We start from the raw sequence: 2,243 nt of genomic DNA, 5'->3' as shown, positions 1-2,243 counted from the left end.
CACCCCGAGGTCGTGGGTGACGAGCAGCACCGCGAGGCTGCGCTCGATCGCGAGATCGCGCAGCAGGTGCAGCACGCCCGCCTGCACGGTCACGTCGAGGGCGGTGGTGGGCTCGTCGGCGATGATCAGGTCGGGGTCGGTCGAGACCGCGCCGGCGATCAGCACACGCTGCGCCATGCCGCCCGAGACCTCGAACGGGTACGCGGCGAACGTGCGCTTCGGGTTGGGGATGCCGACCCGCTCGAGCAGGCTGAGCGCCTTCTCGGTCGCATCCTTCTTGCTCATCCCCATCCCGACCCGCAGCGGCTCGATCAGCTGGCTGCCGATCGTGAACGACTGATCCAGGTTCGACATCGGCTCCTGCGGGATGTAGCCGATGCGGCGTCCGCGGATCCCCGCGTAGGTGCGCTCGTCGTTGTCGTCGAGCAGCGTGCCCTCGTAGTCGATCGTGCCGCCCGTGACGTGACCGCCACGCGGGAGCAGACCGAGCACGGCGAATGCCGTCTGCGACTTGCCCGAACCCGATTCGCCGATGAGTCCGTGGATCTCGCCCTTGCGGATCTGCATCGAGACGCCGTGGACGACCTCGAGGGTCTCTCCGTATCCGACCCGCAGGTCGGTGATCGTCAGGACCGCCTCCTGGCTGCGGAGCGAGGTGCGGTGGTCGTCCTCGTGCAGGATCGGACCGGCGTTGCCTTCGATCACCGGCGCCTCGTCGAGGTCCTCGATCTCGGCGACGCCGTTGACGGAGACCGCTGTGGTGACGGCCGCGATCGAACCGGTCGCGGTCGCCACAGCCCGGCGGCGCTTGCGGCGGACCGCAACGACCCGCTCGAGCTCATCCCGCATCGCGTTGGCCAGCAGCGTGAGCGAGATACAGGTCAGTGCGATCGCGAGCGACGGCCAGAGCATGAGCAGGGGCGCCTTGTAGATGTTGGTGAACGCGTCGTTCAGCATGCCACCCCATGTGGGCACCGACCGGTCGCCGAGCCCCAGGAACTCCAGTCCCGATTGCACCCCGATCGCGATGCCGGTGAGGATCGCGGTCTGGATGACGATCGGCGCACGGACCACCGAGAGGATGTGACGGCTGATGATGCGCACGTCGCTGAGGCCCGCGACTCGCGCCGCATCCACGTAGAGCTCCGAGCGCACCGCCGTGACGGCCGCGAACACCAGTCGGTAGTAGGCCGGCGCGAGAAGCACACCGAAGATGAGCATCGCGAACCACACGGACGGCCCGACGATGGCACGGGCGGCCAGCAGCACCACGAGTCCGGGGAGCGCCATCACGAGCGACGTCAGCCACGCGGCGGCGCCCTCGAACCAACCCTTGTAGTAGCCGGCGATCAGTCCTGAGATCACGCCGATGATGAAGGCCGTGATCACGGCGAGCAGGGCTGCGAAGATCGTGGTCCGCGTCGCCGCCAGCAGCCGCGAGAGCACGTCTCGACCGGCGCCGTCGGCACCGAGTACGTGCTCGGGACTCGGCGGGGCGAGGATCTGCTGCAGCGATGCCAGGTTGGGGTCGTACGGCGTGATCCACGGCCCGATGATGGCGATGAGGAGCACCAGGGCGAGGAACACGATGGAGATCAGACCGAGCGGACGCCGGATCAGCCTGCGGAACAGGTGATCGGGGGCTGCCGCCGCCGGGGTGGGAACGTCGGTGGGAATTTCGACAGCGGTCATGAGAGTCGCACCTTCGGGTTGAGCGCTGCCTGCGCGAGGTCGATGAGGAGGTTGACGATGACGACGATGACGGCGAAGACGATCACGACGCCCATCACGACCGGGATGTCGCCCACGGTGGTCGCCGACACCGTGAGTTGGCCCATCCCCGGGAGGGCGAAGACCTGCTCGACGATGATCGCGCCACCGAGGAGACCGATGAACTGCACCGACAGCACCGCGAGCGCGGGGCCGCCGGCGTTGCGCAGCACGTGCTTGTAGACGACGCGGTTGCTGCTGAGGCCCCGACTGCGGAGTGTTCGCACGTAGTCGCGGGACAGTCCGTCGATGACCGAGCCTCGCACCTGCTGCGTCACCGAGGCGATCGCCCCGAGGGCAAGAGCTGCGATGGGCAGGGTGACCGACGAGAGCCAGCCGGTGAAGGATGTCGTGATCGGTATGTACCCGGTCGCCTTGAACCAGCCCAGGTTGATCGCGAAGATCAGCACCAGGAAGAGGGCGACGAGGAAGCCGGGGATCGCGAAGCCCAGCATGGAGATGAACTGCACGGT

General features: G+C 67.8%; 2 protein-coding genes. Both read right to left on the bottom strand.

Annotated features, from left to right (window positions below; translation table 11 throughout):
• A partial coding sequence (locus VFX99_RS13850) for a dipeptide/oligopeptide/nickel ABC transporter permease/ATP-binding protein (RefSeq protein WP_329666877.1) occupies positions 1-1,692 on the bottom strand: 1,692 nt, incomplete at its 3' end.
• A partial coding sequence (locus VFX99_RS13845; protein WP_329666876.1) for an ABC transporter permease occupies positions 1,689-2,243 on the bottom strand: 555 nt, incomplete at its 5' end. The genes VFX99_RS13845 and VFX99_RS13850, both read right to left, overlap by 4 nt.

It is taken from the genome of Microbacterium sp., assembly GCF_036277215.1.
Lineage (GTDB): Bacteria > Actinomycetota > Actinomycetes > Actinomycetales > Microbacteriaceae > Microbacterium.
Note: the sequence above shows the minus strand (reverse complement) of the source record. Positions and strands in the feature narration are given on the sequence as shown.